Annotated in this window: 15 protein-coding genes; 9 read left to right on the top strand and 6 right to left on the bottom strand. The window is 65.1% G+C overall.

Annotated elements, in window-relative coordinates; translation table 11 throughout:
* Positions 1-45 precede the first annotated feature (45 nt).
* From AC1RRC_RS09610 to AC1RRC_RS09590, 5 genes are all read left to right on the top strand, one after another.
* A complete protein-coding gene (locus tag AC1RRC_RS09610; protein ID WP_493055158.1) occupies positions 46-1,149 on the top strand; it encodes a WD40/YVTN/BNR-like repeat-containing protein in 1,104 nt (367 codons plus the stop codon).
* On the top strand, positions 1,149-3,524 hold the full coding sequence (locus AC1RRC_RS09605) for an efflux RND transporter permease subunit (RefSeq protein WP_493055156.1): 2,376 nt from the start codon (positions 1,149-1,151) through the stop codon (positions 3,522-3,524). Before AC1RRC_RS09610 ends, AC1RRC_RS09605 begins: the two co-directional genes overlap by 1 nt.
* Before the next feature lie 130 nt (positions 3,525-3,654).
* Positions 3,655-4,947 carry a methyl-accepting chemotaxis protein gene (locus AC1RRC_RS09600; protein WP_493055155.1) on the top strand — a complete coding sequence of 431 codons (1,293 nt, stop codon included), beginning with the start codon at positions 3,655-3,657 and terminating at the stop codon, positions 4,945-4,947.
* Entirely contained in the window at positions 4,944-6,413 is a 1,470-nt protein-coding gene (locus AC1RRC_RS09595) for a methyl-accepting chemotaxis protein (protein ID WP_493055153.1), read from the top strand. The genes AC1RRC_RS09600 and AC1RRC_RS09595 overlap by 4 nt, the downstream gene beginning before the upstream one ends.
* A gap of 52 nt (positions 6,414-6,465) precedes the next feature.
* Positions 6,466-7,572 carry an ATP-binding protein gene (locus AC1RRC_RS09590; protein WP_493055150.1) on the top strand — a complete coding sequence of 369 codons (1,107 nt, stop codon included), beginning with the start codon at positions 6,466-6,468 and terminating at the stop codon, positions 7,570-7,572.
* On the opposite strand, the gene gluQRS is transcribed toward AC1RRC_RS09590, so the two are convergent.
* Complete coding sequence (gene gluQRS, locus AC1RRC_RS09585; RefSeq protein ID WP_493055149.1) at positions 7,536-8,510, bottom strand: tRNA glutamyl-Q(34) synthetase GluQRS; 975 nt, start codon at positions 8,508-8,510, stop codon at positions 7,536-7,538. The genes AC1RRC_RS09590 and gluQRS overlap by 37 nt on opposite strands.
* A gap of 166 nt (positions 8,511-8,676) precedes the next feature.
* Between gluQRS and AC1RRC_RS09580 the strand changes: the two genes are divergently transcribed.
* The 4 genes from AC1RRC_RS09580 to AC1RRC_RS09565 all read left to right on the top strand — a co-directional run bounded on the left by AC1RRC_RS09580 (position 8,677) and on the right by AC1RRC_RS09565 (position 11,931).
* Positions 8,677-10,314, top strand: a complete 1,638-nt coding sequence (locus AC1RRC_RS09580; RefSeq protein WP_493055145.1) for a M28 family peptidase — start codon at positions 8,677-8,679, stop codon at positions 10,312-10,314.
* Positions 10,315-10,414: 100 nt separating this feature from the next.
* Complete coding sequence (locus AC1RRC_RS09575) at positions 10,415-10,774, top strand: nuclear transport factor 2 family protein (protein ID WP_493055143.1); 360 nt, start codon at positions 10,415-10,417, stop codon at positions 10,772-10,774.
* Between the two features lie 93 nt (positions 10,775-10,867).
* Positions 10,868-11,464, top strand: a complete 597-nt coding sequence (locus tag AC1RRC_RS09570) for an RDD family protein (RefSeq protein WP_493055140.1) — start codon at positions 10,868-10,870, stop codon at positions 11,462-11,464.
* A 41-nt stretch (positions 11,465-11,505) separates the two neighbouring features.
* Positions 11,506-11,931, top strand: a complete 426-nt coding sequence (locus AC1RRC_RS09565; protein ID WP_493055137.1) for a hypothetical protein — start codon at positions 11,506-11,508, stop codon at positions 11,929-11,931.
* An 87-nt stretch (positions 11,932-12,018) separates the two neighbouring features.
* Here the strand turns inward: AC1RRC_RS09565 and AC1RRC_RS09560 are convergent, their stop codons facing one another.
* From AC1RRC_RS09560 to AC1RRC_RS09540, 5 genes are read right to left on the bottom strand one after another with little or no spacing between them, the layout of a single operon-like run.
* Positions 12,019-12,789: a cyclic di-GMP-binding domain-containing protein, MshE-related gene (locus AC1RRC_RS09560; protein ID WP_493055135.1), complete on the bottom strand. Its 771-nt coding sequence runs from the start codon at positions 12,787-12,789 to the stop codon at positions 12,019-12,021.
* A 15-nt stretch (positions 12,790-12,804) separates the two neighbouring features.
* A complete protein-coding gene (locus tag AC1RRC_RS09555) occupies positions 12,805-13,755 on the bottom strand; it encodes an AraC family transcriptional regulator (RefSeq protein ID WP_493055132.1) in 951 nt (316 codons plus the stop codon).
* Positions 13,756-13,769: 14 nt separating this feature from the next.
* Positions 13,770-14,351 (bottom strand): DUF2059 domain-containing protein, encoded by a 582-nt coding sequence (locus tag AC1RRC_RS09550; protein WP_493055130.1) that lies wholly within the window; start codon positions 14,349-14,351, stop codon positions 13,770-13,772.
* 12 nt (positions 14,352-14,363) lie between these two features.
* On the bottom strand, positions 14,364-16,013 hold the full coding sequence (locus AC1RRC_RS09545) for an OmpP1/FadL family transporter (RefSeq protein ID WP_493055128.1): 1,650 nt from the start codon (positions 16,011-16,013) through the stop codon (positions 14,364-14,366).
* 2 nt (positions 16,014-16,015) lie between these two features.
* Complete coding sequence (locus AC1RRC_RS09540; protein WP_493055122.1) at positions 16,016-17,041, bottom strand: transporter family protein; 1,026 nt, start codon at positions 17,039-17,041, stop codon at positions 16,016-16,018.
* Positions 17,042-17,048 lie beyond the last annotated feature (7 nt).

Raw genomic sequence — 17,048 nt, 5'->3', positions numbered from 1 at the left:
TCCCTCTCAGTTCCCGGGGGGAGCGTTTTTTTTCGGGATGCAAACATGCAAATGACTAAACATTGGGCGGCAGCGCTCGGATTGGCTGTGGCCGCGCTGTGCGCCCAGGCCGCCGAGCCGCTGGACACGCCCGCGCGCGTGTCGGCACGCGCGCACAAATCGCTGCTGACCGGCGTTGCACTGGCCGGCAAGCGGCTGGTGGCGGTGGGGGAGCGCGGCATTGCCGTGTACTCCGATGACCAGGGCGTGAACTGGATCCAGGCCAAGGTGCCGGTCTCCGTCATGCTGACGGCGCTGCAATTCATTACGCCGGCCAGGGGCTGGGCGGTGGGCCACGATGGTGCGGTATTGGCCACGGAAGATGGCGGCGCCACCTGGAAACGCCGCTTCGACGGCGGCCAGGCCAACAAACTGATGCTGGAAGGCGCGCAGCGCATGGCCGAGGCGGCCCGCGCGGCCGCCGGCAGCCAGACTTCCGGGCCGGCGGCCGAGGCGCTGACGGCGGCGGAAAACGCCTTGGGCGATATCGAAGCGGCGGTGAAATTCGGCCCATCGCGCCCGCTGCTGGCGGTGTGGTTCCGCAATGAACAGGAAGGCTATGTGGCCGGCGCCTACGGCCAGCTGTTCCGCACCACGGATGGCGGCGCCACGTGGGAATCGCTGGCCGCCCGCACCGGCAACATGGAGAGCCTGCACTACAACGCCATCGCGGCAGGCACCGGCAACACGCTGTTGCTGGCGGGCGAGGGCGGTAAGGTGTACCGCTCGGCCGATGGCGGGACCACGTGGAAAGTCGCGGACACCGGCTACAAGGGCCACTTGTACGGTGTGCTGGCGGCCGGCGAGGCTTGGATCGCGTATGGATTCGGCGGCAATGCCTTCCGCAGCACGGATAACGGCGCGACCTGGCAAGCGTTGCCGCGCGTGGTGCGGCGCAGCCTGGTGGCGGGCGCGGCCCAGCCGGACGGCAGCCTGCTGCTGGCGGCGCAGGATGGCCGGCTGCTGCGCAGCACGGACCAGGGTAAAACCTTTGCCATCGTGCAGCCGGAGAGCGGCGAACCGGTGGCGGCGATGGCGCTGCAAAGCGGTGGCAAGGCAGTGCTGGCCGGCGCCGGTGGTGTGCGCATGGTTGGCAGCGGAGGAAAATAATGAAAAACGATATCAATGACCACGGCCACCAGAAATTCGGCGCCGTCGAGCGCTTCCTGGAACCGCGCCTGTTCAAGCACCGCTTGGCCGTGCTGCTGTTCTTTATCGTCGCCTCCGTACTGATGGCATGGCAGGCGGCGCAACTGAAGCCGGACGCCAGCTTCGCCAAGATGGTGCCGGCGTATCACCCGTACATTGCGAATTACTTCAAGTACGAAAATGAATTGCGCCCGCTGGGCAACAACATCCGTATCGCGGTGGAAGCGCAGGATGGCGATATCTACAGCAAGCAATACCTCGAGACGCTGAAGAAGATCACCGACGAAGTGTTTTACATTCCCGGTGTCGATCGCGGCAACTTGAAGTCGCTGTGGACGCCGAACGTGCTGTGGATGGAAGTCACCGAAGGCGGCATGAACGCGGGCCAGATCATTCCGCAGGGCTTTGACGGTTCGCCTGAAAAGATTGCCGAAGTGCGCGCCAACGTGCAGCGCTCCGGGCGTATCGGTTCGCTGGTGGCCGCCGACGGCAAATCCACCATCGTCCATGTGCCGCTGCTGGAAACCGATCCGGACACCGGCAAGAAGCTCGACTACGGCCTGTTCTCCGAGCGGCTGGAAAACCTGGTGCGCGACAAATATGAAAGCCAGGGCGTCAAGATCCACATGGTTGGTTTTGCCAAGGTGGTGGGCGACCTGATTCACGGCGCGAAAGCGATTGCCCTGTTCTTCGCCATCACCATCGTGCTGACCATCGTGGTGCTGCTGTGGTATTCGCGCTGCTGGCGTTCGACTGCCGTGACGGTGCTGTGCTGCGGGCTGGCGGTGGTGTGGCAACTGGGCGTGGTGCGCATGCTGGGTTTCGGACTCGATCCGTATTCGATCCTGGTCCCGTTCCTGACCTTCGCGATTGGCGTATCCCACGCGGTGCAAAACATCAATACCATGGCCTCGGCCAAGCTGGGCGGCGCCTCCAACATGGAAACCGCGCGCCTGACGTTCCGCCAGTTGTTCATCCCGGGCACCATTGCGCTGCTGTGCGATGCGGTGGGTTTCTCGACCCTGCTGGTGATCAAGATCGGCGTGATCCAGGAACTGGCGATTTCCGCCAGCGTGGGCGTGGCGGTGATTGTCGCCACCAAGATGTTCCTGCTGCCGGTGCTGATGTCGTATGTCGGCGTGTCCGACGCGTGCCTGCGCCACCAGGCGAAGAAAGCCCGGAGCAAGCACACGGTGATGCGCTTCATTGCCCGCTTTGCAGAACCGAAGCTGGCCAAGGTGGCGGTGCTGGTGGCGCTGGGTGTTTACGGCGCCGCGTATGTGATGAGCCGCGATTTGAAAATCGGCGACCTCGATCCGGGCGCGCCGGAATTGCGCGCCGATTCGCGCTATAACCGCGACAACGCCTTCATCGCTTCGCATTATTCGACCAGCCCGGACGTGTTTGTCGTGATGGTGAAAACCCCGGCCGGCGAATGCGGCAGCTATCCGGTGGCGGAAGCCGTGGACCGCTTCCAGTGGGAGATGGAAAACGTGCAGGGCGTGGAATCGACCACGTCGCTGTTTACCGTGATGAAAAAAGTCATCGCCAATGTCAATGGCGGCGACTTGCGCTGGCAGGCGCTGTCGCGCAACCGTTTCGTGACGAATTCCGCGCAGCGTTCGGTGCCGTCCGAGTTCTATAACAACGATTGCTCGATGACGCCGGTGCTGGTGTTCCTGGCCGACCACAAGGCCGATACCCTGACCCGCGTGGTGCAGGCTTCGGAAAAATTCGCCCAGGCGAACAACACGGAAAACGTGCAATTCATCCTGGCGGCAGGTAATTCCGGCATCGAAGCGGCCACCAACATCGTGATCAAGCAGGCTGAAATCACCATGCTGTTCCTGGTGTATGCGATTGTCGCGGCCCTGGTGTTCTGGGAATTCCGCTGCTGGCGCGTGACCCTGTGCATCATGCTGCCGCTGTACATCACGTCGGCGCTGTGCGAAGCCATCATGGCCAAGCTGGGCCTGGGCGTGAAAGTCGCGACCCTGCCGGTGATTGCGCTGGGTATCGGTATCGGCGTCGATTACGGCATTTACATCTATAACCGCCTGCAGCACTTCCTCGATGAAGGTCTGGCGCTGAAGGACGCTTATTTCGAAACCCTGAAAACCACCGGCGTCGCGGTGGCGCTGACCGGGGTGACGCTGGCGCTGGGCGTGATGACGTGGCTGTGGTCCGACATCAAGTTCCAGGCCGACATGGGCTTGCTGCTGGTGTTCATGTTCCTGTGGAATATGGTGGGCGCCATCATCATGATCCCCGCGCTGGCCTGCCTGCTGTTGCCCGCCAAGCGCAAGGAAACCGGCAAGGTGCCGGTGCCGGCGTAAGTTCTTTTGTCGGCGGTGCCTGCCGCGTAGGGCGGTTTCCGCTTTGGCGGAAGCCGCCATGCCCGCATCCCGGTGTTGTCAGCCATTGTCGGCGATAGCGGTTGAAATTGTTACCTAGTGAGGAGTCACGATGCGTCTGCTCAACCTGAAAATCCGGGGCCGGCTGGCGATAGGCTATGGCGGTATTGTGCTGGTCATGGTGGTGCTGTCGGTGGGCGGCATGGGGGCGATGCTGGCGGCGCGTTCCCGGACCTTCGATGCGCTCGACCAGCACCTTGTGAAACTGGCGCAATTGCGCGCCGAGCGCGACACGCTGCTGCAATCGCCGTCGTCCACGCCGGCGCAGCTGGCGGCGCTGGCGTCGCTGGTGCAGGCCGAAGCGGCGGCGCGCGACGCGGTGCTGGAAAAAAGCGAGACCGATACGCGCGGCCGCCAGAAAGTCATGTACGGCGTGCTGGCGTTGCTGGCGCTTGGGATTGCCGCGTTCAGCCGCATGGTCACGCGCGGCATCACCCGGCCCCTGGCAAAACTGCAGCGGGTGGCGCACGGCATTGCGGAAGGGCGGCTGGGGCGGCATGTCCCGGCCGGCGGCAGGGATGAAATCGGCGATGTGATGCGCGCCATGCAAACGATGGACGGCGCGCTGACGGGCATGGTGTCGGGAGTGACGGCATCGGCCGGTGCGATCGCCTCGTCCGCCCGCGAACTGGCGGCGGCCAATGGCGACTTGTCGGTGCGCACTGAAAGCCAGGCCGATTCGCTGGCGCAGACGGCAGCGACCCTGGCGCAACTGACGCAGGCGGTGCAGCGCAATGCGCAGCACGCGCAATCGGCTAGCGGGATGGTGGACCAGGCTGCGGCAGCGGTGCGGCAGGGCAGTTCGGATGTGCTGCGCGCGGTGGACGCGATGCAGGCGATCCGCGATGGCTCGCAAGCGGTGGCGGCGGTGACCAGCGTGATCGACACCATCGCGTTCCAGACCAATTTGCTGGCGTTGAACGCGGCGGTGGAAGCGGCCCGCGCGGGCGAGCAGGGACGCGGTTTTGCCGTGGTGGCGGGCGAAGTGCGGACCCTGGCGCAGCGCGCGGCGGCGGCCGCACGGGAAATCCGCGAACTGGTGGAGGCGTCCGGGCAGGAAACCGATGCCGGGGTCGAGCTGGTGGGACAGGCGGGCGGCGCCATGCGCGATGTGGCCGATGAAGTGGCGCGCATCAGCACCCTGATGCAGGACATCGCGCGGGAAAACCGGGACCAGAGCCAGCGCATCGCCACCGTCAATGGCGCGGTGGAACAGATGGATGACACCACCCAGCGCAATGCCGCGCTGGTGGAACAGGCAGCGGCGGCGGCGGCCAGCATGCACGAACAGTCGGCGGCGCTGCTGGCGGCGGCGCGCCGCTTCACGGTGGCGGAGGGAGTATGACGGTGCGGAACATGTCCGTGGGTTACCGGCTCGGCGCCAGCTTTGCCGTCCTGGTGCTGGTGATGCTGGCGGCGCTGGTGGTGGTGACCGGGTATGGCAATGTGGTGCGCCAGGATTTCCGCGCGGCGGCGGCGGATGCCTTCCTGCGCGCCGGCCTGGCCGACACCATGGTGGCGGCGGAGCTGGAGCGGTTGCACCGGCCCGCTGCGGCGGAGCAGGCGGCGCGGCGGTACCGCGAGGCGCTGGAACGGCTGATGGCGTTGCCGCCGCCGCAAACGCAGGACGCCGCGCAGGCGCGGGAGGCACCGGAGGGTTCGAACGGGCCGGCGGCGCCATCGCAGGAAGCGCAGGCGCTGCTGGCGCAAATCGCGGCGGCGCCGGAATCGGCCGGACGGGTGGCACTGCTGCGCCGCTACATGTCGGCGCAGCAGCAGGTGGAACATGACGCCCGCGCCGCGTGGGTGAACCGGTGGCGCAAGGTGGTGACCGGCGTCGTGATCGAGACCGTCACCATGATCGCCGTGGCGCTGGCGTTGCTGGAGCTGGCGCGGCGCGGCATCGTCGGTCCGCTGGGGCAGGCGGCCGAGGTCACGCAGCGCATTGCGCAGGGAGAGCTGGGCGTGTCCGTGCCGGTGGAGCGCGGCGACGAACTGGGGCAATTGCAGCACGCCATCGGCAACATGAGCGCGGCGCTGACCGGGACCGTCACGCAGGTGCGCATCTCGGCGCAAACCATGCGCGTGGCCACCAGTGAAATTGCGGCCGGCAATGCGGACCTGGCGCTGCGCACGTCCGGCCAGGCCACCGCGCTCGATGACACGGCGGCTGCCATGCGGCAACTGGCCGAGGCGGCGCGGCGCAATGCCGACCATGCGCAGGAAGCGGACCGGCTGGTGCAGGCGATGTCCGGCCTGGCGCGCCGCAGCGGCGGCGTGGTGGAGCAGGTGGTGCGGCGCATGGAGGCGATTCAATCCAGTGCGGCGCGGGTGGCCGACATCACGGGCGTGATCGACGGCATTGCGTTCCAGACCGGCATCCTGGCCTTGAACGCCGCAGTGGAGGCGGCGCGCGCCGGGGAGCGGGGCAGGGGTTTTGCCGTTGTCGCCCAGGAAGTGCGGGCGCTGGCGCAGCGCGCGTCGGCCGCGGCGCTCGACATCAAGCGCCTGATCGGCGTGGCGGCGCTGGATGTGGCGCGGGGCGCGCAATTGGTGGCGTCGGCCGGCGGCGCCATGGACACCGTGGTGCGGGCGGTCGATGGCGCGGCGCGCCTGATGACGGAAATGGCGCGCGAGGGCGCGCGCCTGCAGGAAGGTATTGCCGGTGTGCATACTTCGATCGGGCAAATCGATGGCATGACGCAGCAAAACGCGGCCATGGTGGAGCAGGCGGCGGCCGCCGCGCAGGCGACGCTGGAACAGGCTGAAGGGCTGGAGCGGGCGGTGGCGGGATTTCGCGTCGTTGCGTAAGGTGGTGTAATGAAAGCCGGCGCCGGCCGGGGGCGGGTGCATAATGGCAGGCATGCCTGCCCCGCACAAAACCAATGCCACCAGCATCGTCTGGTTGCCGCAACTGGACGGCGCGCCGCCCCGCGCCACGCGCATCCATGGGCGCGAAGCCATGGTGGTGGCGCTGGCGGGCGAACTGGCGCTGCGCCGCATGGTCACCATTACCGGCACCGGCGGCATCGGCAAGACCACGGTGGCGCTGGCGGTGGCGGAGCACATGCATAAACAGTGGCGCCAGGGCGTGGTCTATGTCGACCTGGCGCCGCTGGCGGACGGCCGTGGCCTGGCGCCGGCACTGGCGGCGGCGCTGGTGATGGAGCGTCCCGCCCAGCGCACCCTGGACGATATTACGGAAGCGTTGCGCAGCCACCATATGTTGCTGGTGCTCGACAGTTGCGAACGGCTGCTGGATGACATATCGGACATGGCCGATGCGCTGCTCGATGGCGCGCAGGGCTTGCGCCTGCTGGCCACCAGCCGCGAGCCGCTGGGCTTGTCCGGCGAGTGGGTGACGCAACTGCCGCCGCTGGCCGCGCCGCCTGATGACGTAATGACCATGGAGCAGGCCATGCACTGGCCGGCGGCGCGGCTGTTCGCCGACCGCATGGGCCGCGTGCCGACGGACGACGAAGCGCCCGGCATTGCCGAGATCTGCCGCCGCCTCGACGGCATTCCCCTCGCGCTGGAACTGGCTGCCGCCAACGTTGGCGTACTCGGTGTGCGTGCGCTGGCGCGGCGCCTGGGCGATGGGCTGCACTGGCACGGTGGACGGGGCGGGCAGGGTGGCCACAGCGGGCGCCATCGCACCATGGAAGCGGCGCTGGACTGGAGCTATGCGCTGCTGGGGGAACAGGAGCGCCAATTGCTGCAGCGGCTGTCGCTGCTGCGGCGTGGTTTTTCACTGGAAGAAGCGCTGCACCTGGGGGCGGACAATCTGGCCGCCTGGGAAGATACGCTCGACGCCTTTGCCGGCCTGCTGCGCAAATCCATGCTGGCCACCATCAGCGATACCGATGCGCACCGCTACCGGCTGCTGGAAACCACGCGGCGCTATGCGGCGGCGCGGCTGGCCGAGGGGAGCGATTACCGGCAGGTGCTGGCGCGGTTTGAGGCGATGTGATGGCGTGGGTTCAGCATTGCGGCCCAGGCGGGGACTGCGGCCTTCCAGAAGGTGTCGATGCTGTTGGCTTGCACATCCAGTCCGAGGAAGCGCGCCGCCGGAATCAATGCCGACGCCACCAGCGCTTCCGGATCGCCGCCGCCGTCAAACGCCAGCGCCCCGGTCTGTTTCGACAATTTTCCCCCATCGGCATTGGCGACGACGGGCACGTGCAGGTATTCCGGATGCGGCAAGCCCAATACATCTTGCAAAAACAACTGGCGCGGCGTGGAATCGAGCAGGTCGGCGCCGCGCACCACGTCGGTCACGCCTTGTTCGGCATCGTCGACCACCACCGCCAGCTGGTATGCCCAGAAGCCGTCGGCACGGCGGATCACGAAGTCGCCGACGTCGGCGGCCAGATACTGGCAAGTGACGCCGACCCAGCGGTCGTCAAAACAGTATTCATCGTCCGGCGCATCGGGCACGCGCAAGCGCATGGCGCGCGCGGTCTTGCCTGCGGCCAGGCCGCCGCGGCACGTGCCGGGATAGACCAAGCCCATCGCACCCGTTGCGCTCTGGCCCAGGCGCAATTGCGAATCCGCGATTTCCTTGCGCGAGCACGAACAGGGATAGGCCGCGCCCCGCGCCACCAGTTGTTCCAGCGCCACATCGTATAAACCGGTGCGCCGCGTCTGCCAGGTGACGTCGCCATCCCATTGCATGCCGCAGCGTTGCAGCGACGCCAGGATGTGCTGGTCGATGCCAGTCACGTTACGGTCGCGGTCCAGGTCTTCCACCCGCACCAGCCATGTGCCGTAGTGTGCTTTGGCGTCCAGGTAGCTGGCCATGGCGGCCACCAGGGAACCGAGGTGCAGGGGACCGGTGGGGGAGGGGGCGAAGCGGCCTACGTATTGGCCGGATTCGGGAGCGTTGCGGGATGGGCGGACGGACTTCATGTTCGGAAGTATCCCCGACCCGGCCATCGACCGTCAACGGGCGTCCGATGTTGCAGCGCGCAACGGCCGCGCGGCATTCTTCGCATACAATGCCCGCCTGCGGCGCCGGGCAATCCCCGCCCGCCACCACCCCCGATCAACACTCGACCACACTCGACGAGACACCATGCAGAAATTGCTCACGACCCTCGCCGCGACCGCACTGGCCACCAGCCTCGCGTTCGCATTCCCGGCCCATGCCGCCGGCGGCAAGAAAACCGGCCTGTTCACCGTGCAGGAAGCGCCGTTGCGCGCGCACCTGGCATTCCTGTCCAGCGACTTGCTGGAAGGCCGTGGCACGGGCCAGCGCGGCGGCGACCTGACCGTCGCTTACCTGGAAAACCAGGCGCTGGCGGCGGGTTTGAAGCCGGCCGCCGGCAACAGCTTCCGCCAGGCCGTGCATATCGCGGGCGTGAAATCGCTGCCACAAGACAGTTCGCTGCGCCTGGAAGCCAATGGCGCGCCGTTGCCTGCCGCCTTCGGCAAGGACTGGGTATGGGCGCCGGGCGATGCGCAGGCGTCGCACAGCATCGATGCGCCGCTGGTGTTCGTGGGCTACGGCATCACCGCGTCGGAAGAAGGCTGGAATGACTTCAAGGGTGCGGATGTCAAAGGCAAGGTTTTGGTCATGCTGGTCAACGATCCGCAGCCGACGGCGGAAGAACCGAATCGTTTCGGCGGCAAGTCGCTGACGTATTACGGCCGCTGGACCTATAAATTCGAGGAAGCGGCGCGCCTGGGCGCGGCCGGGGTGTTGCTGGTGCATACCACGCCGTCGGCGTCGTATGGCTGGAGCGTGATTCAGAATAGCTGGGACGGCGTCGAGCGCTTCCAGTTGGCACAGGGAGAACTCGGCACCCCGCTGCAAGGCTGGATGACGGAAGACACGGCGCGCAACCTGTTCAAGGCCGGCGGCCAGGACCTCGACGCCTTGCGTGCGCAAGCCGAGCGCAAGGACTTTAAACCAGTGGCGCTGAACGCCAAGGTTGGTGGCGACATGAAAGCCGCCGTGCGCAAGGTGGACCAGTTCAACGTGGCCGGCATCGTGCCGGGCACCGATCCGCAACTGAAACAGGAAGTGGTGATTTACAGCGCGCACTGGGACCACCTGGGGATGCAGGGGACTGGCGCCGACACGATTTTCAATGGCGCGGTGGACAACGCTTCCGGCAGCGCGGCGCTGCTGGCGATGGCGCAGGAAGCCGCGCGCCGCCCGGCCAAGCGCAGCCAGATGTTCCTGTGGGTCGCGGCCGAAGAACAGGGGCTATTGGGCAGCGCCGCCTATGCGACCGCGCCACTGTGGCCGCTCGATAAAACCGCCGCCAACCTCAACCTGGACAGCCTGAATTTCGCCGGCGTCACGCGCGACATCGCCACGCAAGGCAGCGAACGCACGGAACTGGGCAAGCTGGCCGAAGCCACGGCCAAGGCCATGAACATGCGCATTGCCGACGCCAAGCCGGACCTGTCGGGCGGCTACTTCCGCAGCGACCATTTCAGCTTTGCCAAAGTCGGCGTGCCGGCGTTTTCCATCACGCGGGGCAGTGATTACCTGGGCGACCAGGCGGCGGCCAAGGCAAAAAATGACGCCTATTCCAAGCGTTACCACCAGGTCAGCGATGAATACGACGCCAGCTGGGACCTGGGCGGCATGACGCAGCAAGCGGCATTTACCCTGAACCTGGGCCAGGCGGTGGCGAATGCGCCAAAAATGCCGCAGTGGAAAGCCGGCGACGCGTTCGGCAAGGTGCGCGCGGCGAAGTAAGCGCACGCGGTATCCTGTGCTCCCATGCCCTGCGCGATGTGATGTCGTGCAGGGCATGCTAATATTATTTAATTGATAATATTAAGTGGGAGGAACCGGGATGACCGATACCAGCCATGCCGCCGTGGTCGAGTGCTATGTGGCGGCGTATAACGCATTCGATGTGGACGCCATGCTGGCGCTGCTGACGGACGATATCCATTTTGAAAACCACGCGGAAGGCCGGCTGACGGCATCGGCCAACGGGATCTCTGCCTTCCGCGAACTGGCGCAATATGCGTGCACCCTGTTTGCCACGCGCGAACAGCGCATCGCGCGGCTCGACAGCCATGGTGACCGCGCTGTCGCCGCGATCGATTACAGCGGCACACTGGCAGCCGGTACGGCGCTGGCGCTGGCCGGCACCACGGAATTCACGTTCCGTGACGGCCGCATTTGCAAGCTGGTGGACCGCATCTGAATGCGCCAGTGGGATTGTGTGAGTTTTGGCGCCCGTGCGCCAACCTATAATGTCCGGTTCCCCATCCCGTAACTTCGTACAACCATTCGTATTATGACCAACCCCTACGCGACACCCGAATCCGACCTCACCGCAACCATCAGCAATGACGCCGCGCCCGTTTATGGCGGTTTCTGGCGCCGCCTGTCCGCCGTCATGATCGATGGCCTGTGCATATCGCCACTGATCGCGCTGCAGTTTTTCCTGATGGCGCAAGGCCGCTTTGGGATGGCGTATGCAATGGTGCCCATGATCGCGGTGCCGCTGCTGTACAACGTTTACCTGGTCAAGCGCTATGGCGCCACGCCGGGCAAGCTGGCCATGAAAATGCGTATCACCATGCTGGACGGTTCGCCGGTGACGGGACAGGCCGCGCTGATGCGCTACCTGCCTTGGGTTGTTTTTGGCGCGCTGCAAACCCTGGGAGCGGCACTGGCCGCGCTCAGCATGACGGACGAAGCGTATGCAACGTTTGGCTGGGTGGAGCGCAGCACGCAGCTGGAACTGGTACAGCCGGTATGGGCCACCTATGTGGGCCATGCAATGAAGGCATGGTCGCTGGCGATGCTCATCTCGCTGCTGGCCACCAGCAAGCGCCGCACCCTGCATGATTTCCTGGCCGGCACGGTGGTGGTGCGCAAGCCTGCCTGATACGGTATGCTGTGCGGTTTGTTTGTCACGATTGAGAGTTCATGCAATATAACCGCTACCTGATGGCTGGCGCCGCCGCCAGCGGCGCTGTCGCCGTGCTGCACCTGTTGTGCATTGTGTTTGGCGCCGCGTGGTACCGTTTTTTGGGCGCGGGCGAGCACATGGCGCAACTGGCGGACGCCGGCAGCCCCGTTCCTGCCATGATTACACTGGGAATTGCCGCGCTGCTGTCGCTGTGGTCGGCCTATGCGCTGGCCGGCGCGGGCGCGATCCGCAAGCTGCCGTTTACGCGGCTGGCCTTGTGTTTTATTGCTGGCATTTACTGCTTCCGGGGTCTCGCGTTTCCTTCGCTGATCTTTTTCTTCCCCGGTAACAGCTCGGCGTTCTGGATGATCAGTTCTTCGCTGTCATTCGGCATCGGTATGCTGCACGTGTTCGGGTTGAAGCAGATGTGGTGGAAGCTGTGAGAAGCCGCCGGCCTGCGGGCATGGCGGCTTGACCCTCGGTCAAACCGCCCTACGGAATCACGCCGCCATGCCTGCAGCCCGCCGGCGTTATTTGCGGAACGACAGCGAAATCACGGTCCCCGTCAAATCAATCCCCTTGATGGAAATACTGCCGAAGCTCGGGCCTTCCGAGCCGCGCACCCGGATGTTGGCAAAGCTGATTTCACCGATCGAGGTGGGCAGCGCCAGGGTCAGGGTGCCATCCTTGCCGAGCGTCGCGGTGGTCTTGCTCGGATCGTAGACCACGTTTTTCATTGTCACGTCCGAGTCCAGGAAGCCCAGCACCGGATTTAAGACCTTGGCCATGTCGCCCAGCACTTCGACCCCATTGTCCTTCATCTGCTTTTGCACTTGCTGCACCAGTTCATCGTGCAAGCCCTGTGCCGAGGTGTCGCCCATTTCTTCTTCCGACATCGGTTTCAGTCCGCCGAAGGAAGGCGCCGCTGCCGAAGGTGGGGCAAGTGCGGCAGCGCTGGCAATGGGCGCGCCGTCACCGGACGCCTGGCCGCTGTCGCTGCGCAGCACCACCGGCGCCGTCACGGCCACCGCCGGCACGGCGGCCGCCGCGTAGGTTTCCAGCGGCGCCACCAGCGCCGTCACGATGGCGGCGGCCAGCCGCAGGTGCCGCTGCTTGCGCAGGGCGTCCTGGACGTGCTGGTGCGTCACCAGATTCCATTCGGCGAAAATGTCACCGAGGCGCTGGCCCGTGGTGCGCTGCAATTCAATCGCGCGCGCCAGCTGTTCTTCCGAAATCAGGTTCTGCTTTACCAGCAGTTGACCGATCAGCGCCTTATTCTGGTCGTGCTTGAACCAACTCATGGTGACTCCCTCGCATTAAGCGGATTTGCGCGATGGCGCGTGGTTGACGATATCGGACGGCGTCATGCCGAACCAGCGCTTGCAGGCCCGGTAAAACGCGCTGGGTTCGGAAAAGCCCAGCTGGAAACTCAGCATCTTCAGCGACAGTTCCCCGGTGGACAGCGACTGGCGCGCCAGTTCGCGGCGCGTTTCATCGACCAGGGTGGTAAAGCTGGTGCCTTCTTCCGCCAGCCGGCGCTGCAAGGTGCGCTCGCTCATCATCAGGTGCGCGGCCACGTCTTCGCGGTGCGGCGGGCCTTTCGGCAGCATGGCCGCCAGCATGCCCTGCACCCGCGCCGCGACCGATGGCGGCTGCGCGTGGGCCAGGCTGGCCAGCACGCCGGCGCCATTGCTGCGGTAGTCCGGCAGCGCCGCCACCAGGTCGGTGTCGGCAAATTCCATCACATTGTGGGGGCGGCCGAAATGCACCGGGCAGCCAAAGGTCTCTTCATAAAAGTCCGCATTGGCCGGTTTCGGGAAGGCATATTCGACCAGCACCGGCGACGCGTCATCGCGGCCGGCGGCGCAGCGCAGGCTGCGTAATAGCACGCACCAGACGAAATCGTAGCGTTGCTGAGGCACGTCGCGCTGCGCGCCGGGCAGCACCAGGCCGACGCGCGTGTGGCCGTGGCAGCGCTCGATGGAGCTTTGTACGGTCGGCGACACCAGCATGATGTGGCCCATCACGCCCAGCCAGCCAAGGCGGTGCGGCGTCGAGATTTTCAGGCCGATCAGCGGATCGCCGGAATGGTCGACCAGCAGCGACCACAGGTGCGACAGCTTGTCCGACAGGGTCAGCGCGTCGCAAGCGAGGCCGTCGCCCTCATCGAGGCCGGCCATTTTGAACAGGGCGTCCGCAGCGACGCCGGAATGGGTGAGGCGCGACTTCACGCCGCGCACCAGGTGCAAGGCCGATGAATAGGTCATGCCGGCATCTCCGCTCATTGGGCTACAGCCGCGCGCAGGCGCAGGCCAATGCGCTGTTTCAAATCCTGCAGCTTGGGATTGACCACCGGACCGGAATCCGTGGCCACCGCTTCGCCCAGGTTCTTCTGCAATTCCGGCAGCAGCGCTTCAAATTTTTGTTTTACCGGCGACTCCAGGATGGCGATCATTTGTTTCAGCTCGTCTTCGGTGAAGCGCTCGGCCAGCAGCGGGGCCACTTTGGTCGGGATCAGTTTTTGCGCACTGGCGCGCACGGCGGGCGTGGCGTCGGCCATGAATTTCTTGGCTTCCTCGACGATATCGGTCATGGCCGCATCGCGCTTTTCCGCCGAGGCACGGCCTTGCAGCATGGCGCGCGCCTGGCCGACCGCGTCGGTGACCGGGGCTTGCAGCATCGACTGGCCGATGCTGTCCATGTGCCACAGCGACAGCACCTTGTCGATCAACACCTGCTTCGATGCCGGGATGGCGGCATTGGCGGCGGCGGCGGGCGAGGCCGGGGTGGAGGGGGCGGACGACGCCGCATGGGCGTTGCCGCACAGGGCCATCACGATGAGGGTGTTACGTAGTACTTGCATGGTGTGGTCTCCTTAGAATTTCTTATTGAGGGTGAATCCGACATAGCGGACATGGATATCACCCGTCACGTCCATACCGGCGAACGGGTTATAGATAATGTTGGTAAAGGTGTTGCAGTTCATGTTGCAGCTACTGTTGGCGGGCGCATTGAATTTGCCCTTCAAATACGACCCGGTCAGGCTGATTTCCGTGCCGCTGGCAAAGCGGTAACTGGCGCCCACGCCAAACAGCTTGGTGTCCGGCAGCGGTGCGATCAAATCGATCTTGTCGGCCGGGACGGAGCTCTTGCGCGGCTCCAGCCCGAAGCGCAGGGTCAGCTTTTCAGTGGGGAACAGCTGGATGCCATAGCCGAAGTTCACCAGGCTCTTATAGCCGCGCGGGATTTTCAGCTTGGACGAATCCGGGATGCCGTACAGGCGTGCCACTTCCAGCAGCTTGATGCTCTGGTCGAATTCAAACGTCAGCGCGCTCCAGTCGGCCCAGGTGGCATAGCTGGCGTCCACATTGACCTGGACGTAGCGGATCGGTTTGAGCTTGATGCCGACCTGCACGTGCGTGGGCAATGGAATGGTGGCCGTCATGTTGCCATGCTGGACTTCCGGGATCGAGGTCGGGAAGCCCAGCACGGCGCCGGCGATCGGTCCCAGCAAGCCGGAATTCAAGCCTTTGACGAAGTTGCGCAGCATCGGGTCCGTATTGAACACGTACTTGCCCGAGTAGCGGGTTTTCGCGCCGCCCTGGTACACGGCGCCGATGGAAAACCACGGTTTCGGTTCCCACAGCACCCCGAGGTTGATGGTGGGGTCGAACGGCGCCGTCATTTGCAGGTGCATGTTGGCCGCCTTCTTGAACGGGCTGACCATGCCTTCCTTGCCGCCGCCGCACAGGCCAAAGCCGAACGTGTCGAGGATGTTGCCGCCGTTCTCGGGGCACCAGCCCTGCTGCAGCTTGCCGAACACGCCCAGCAATTCATTCGGGAAGCGCATGTCGGTATCGACGATGAAGGCGGCGTGGGCGATCGGCACGGACAGGCCGAACTTCAGCGTATCGGAATAGTCATAGCCGATCGAGGGCGACGCGTACACCATGCGCTGCACCTGCACTGTCTTGCCCTGGAAACGGGCAGGGTCGTTGAGGTCCGTGCTGCGGTCCACGCTCATCGCCTGCGCCATATAGGAATTGGTGGCGAAGGTGAATTTCGAGCCTTCCTTGTGCCATGCAAAACCCAGGCTGGGAATCACCACGCCCGGCAGGCGCCAGCCCGGCTTGCCGTAGCCCGGCACATACATGACCTGGCGCACCGGCCCGGTCCGGGTATTGTTCAGCGGGTCTTCGGTCCAGCCGCCGACATCGAAGTTGGGGCCCTGTTTAAAACTCGCATGGGTGCGGATCGACGCGCCGAACGAGGAGTGGGCTTCGCGGTCTTCCTTGATGCGGGCCAGTCCGGCCGGGTTGAAGTGGACCGAATCGATGCCGGGCGGATCGGCAGTGACGGCATTGCCCAGCGCCATCGCGGTGACGCTGGTGGTCAGGTTTTCCACCAGGGCCGCGTGCACCGGCGTGGTCAACCCTGCCGCCAGTCCGGCGCACGCCAGCGCAATGCGCAACGGCCGCAATCGGAAAGGCGATGGCGGCGATGGAGGTATTAGTGCGCGCGCCATGGTCAGAAGGCCAGCGGCAAGTTCATACCTAACGTCATGTTGGGCGAATCCGCGGTGACGCCGATGCCGACCGACAGGTTGACGGTGGTTTTTGGCGACACCCGGTAGCCCAGGCCGAAGTTCAGCATGCCGGACGTTTGCATCGACGTCTTGGCATTGAGGCCGTCGGCAAAGCGCAACTTGGACCCGGCGGCGATGGCTTGCTGGAACGACAGTGTGGTGGAAATGCCATACGACAGCGCGTAGGCGAAGCCCATGCCGAAGCCGACGTTCATGCCGGGCGCCACGCGGGTCAGGATGCGGGTGCCGTTGACCTGGTACAGGTCTTTGGCGGGCAGCGCGGCGCCCAGCGACAGCGAACCAAACAGCGCGACGGGGTCGACGATGCGGTTCACGTTCAAGCCGGCCGAGAATTGCGTGACGCCGCTGCCGGTGGCCTGGCCGCTGCCGGCCACGATCTTGAACGGGCTGCGGCCCGATGGCAGGCGCACGTTACCGGTGACGGTATAGGTGGCCTGGTCGCGGCGCGACTCCAGCGGCTGCCAGCGCGCGCCCAGCGACAGGTCGCCGATCGAATTGGAAATGCCGGCGTGGCCCTTGGCGCTGGCGTAGCGGGAAATCACCGGCACCGTGACATTGCCGGTCAGGTTATTCAAGACGCCATAGTCGGCGGACACCGTATTGGTGACCGTGTGCGAGCTGACGTTTTCAATTTCAAACAGGGTCAGGCCGGTGGCGCTGATATCGGTGACGATTTTTTCCTGGCCGATGTAGGCATAGTTCAAGTCATAGGACACTTGCACCTGGCCTTTACGGATCATGCTGTATTGCTTGTCGATGGCGGTCAGCGTCTGTTTCAGCAGCGCGCTCTGGTCGCCTTCGCCTTCCTTCTTGGCCAGCGCATCGCGCGCATCGGCGGCCGATGGCTGCGCCGTGGATTGGGCCAGGGCGGGCGCCATCAGGGTGGCGCCCAGGATTGCGAGCGTCATGTGGCACGCGCGGCGCGCGTGAATCATTGGAAACTTCATGGGACTT

The organism is Pseudoduganella sp. GW821-FHT12E03 (genome assembly GCF_058807115.1).
Note: the sequence above shows the minus strand (reverse complement) of the source record. Positions and strands in the feature narration are given on the sequence as shown.